Genomic DNA, 1,339 nt, shown 5'->3' on the forward strand with positions numbered 1-1,339 from the left:
CCAGCCGCTCCCCCAGGCCGAGGTCGGCGAGGATCTCCAGGCTGCGCAGGTTGAGGGTCTTGCCGCGCGAGCCGGTGTGGAATTCCTCCGCCCGCTCGATGATCCGGACCTCGACGCCCTGCCGGGCCAGTGCGCACGCCAGGGTCAGCCCGGTCGGTCCCGCGCCCACGATCACCACACCCGTCGCGTCCACCCCGGTCATCCCCGTCGCCGCCTTCGTCGTGTTCTGCATGGTCGTCATGGCTCCCCGCCCGTCTCGGTGTTGTCGGCTGCTGTCGACACGCACCATGAAACCGCAACTCGGTAACGAATGCAACCTAGTAACAAATGTTTCCGGGTTAGGATCTGGGCATGACTTCCAGCGAACCGGACCCGGGTCTGCGGACCCTCAAGAAGCAGCGCACCCGGCAGACCATCGCCGACGTGGCCATCGCCCTGTTCCTCGACCGCGGCTTCGACCAGGTCTCGGTGGCCGAGATCGCCTCCGCCGCCGAGGTCTCCAAGCCGACCCTCTTCCGCTACTTCGCCAGCAAGGAGGAGCTGGTCCTGCACCGCTTCGCCGACCACCTCGGCGAAGCCGGCCGGGTGGTGAGCGAGCGCGCGGCCGGGCTGACCCCGCTGGACGCCCTGGAGCGCCACCACCAGGAGGGCCTGGCGACCCGGGACCCGAACACCGGACTCAACGACGCCCCCGAGGTGATCGCGTTCCTCCGGCTCGTCTACGAGACCCCCAGCCTCTCCGCCCACCTGCGCGACTACGTCGACGCCGACACCCGCGCCCTGGCCGAGGCGCTCGACCCGGACGGCGGCATGGCCGCCCGCCTGCTCGCCGCCCAGTACACGTCCGTCCGCCAGCTGCTCGCCCGCGCCACCTGGACCCGCCTCGCCGCCGGCCAGGACATCGGCGCCGTCGCCCGGCAGGCCGCCGACGACACCGCCGAGGCGTTCGCCCTGCTGCGCGACGGCGCCGCCACCCGCGGGTTCTGACCCCGGCCGTGACGCCCCCGGTCGCCACCTGCCGGCGGACCGTGCGGCATCTCACCGACGACCCTCTCTGGTTCGTCCGCGTCCCGATGTGGTGAGATGTGCCCGTCAAGAGGTGTTGGCCGCTGACGGGGGTGTGTGGTGAGAAGTGGACGGCTGCTGGGGACAGGACTGGACGGGGACGCGGTGCAGCTCGCCGCGGCCGGGCTGGTCCGGCTGACCGCGGAGGACTGGCTGGGCGGAGCGGCCGGGGCCCCGGCATGGCTCTCGCACGTCCGGGCGGCCGCGTTCGCGGACACCTGGATCGCGTTCGGCGAGACCGCGGCGCCGGGCCTGCGGGTGCCGGCGGGGGCGG

Annotated in this window: 3 protein-coding genes; 2 read left to right on the forward strand and 1 reads right to left on the reverse strand. The window is 72.7% G+C overall.

Annotation, left to right across the window (positions count from 1 at the left end; all coding sequences use genetic code 11):
• On the reverse strand, positions 1 to 241 hold a 241-nt coding region (locus tag MCM47_RS40800), incomplete at its 3' end, for an FAD-dependent oxidoreductase (RefSeq protein WP_238951838.1).
• A 110-nt stretch (positions 242 to 351) separates the two neighbouring features.
• Between MCM47_RS40800 and MCM47_RS40805 the strand changes: the two genes are divergently transcribed.
• Positions 352 to 987 (forward strand): TetR/AcrR family transcriptional regulator, encoded by a 636-nt coding sequence (locus tag MCM47_RS40805; RefSeq protein WP_238949386.1) that lies wholly within the window; start codon positions 352 to 354, stop codon positions 985 to 987.
• 138 nt (positions 988 to 1,125) lie between these two features.
• Positions 1,126 to 1,339, forward strand: a 214-nt coding sequence (locus MCM47_RS40810) for a hypothetical protein (RefSeq protein WP_238951839.1), incomplete at its 3' end; no start/stop codon positions are given.

The organism is Kitasatospora sp. A2-31 (assembly GCF_022288725.1).
Classification (GTDB): Bacteria; Actinomycetota; Actinomycetes; order Streptomycetales; family Streptomycetaceae; genus Kitasatospora.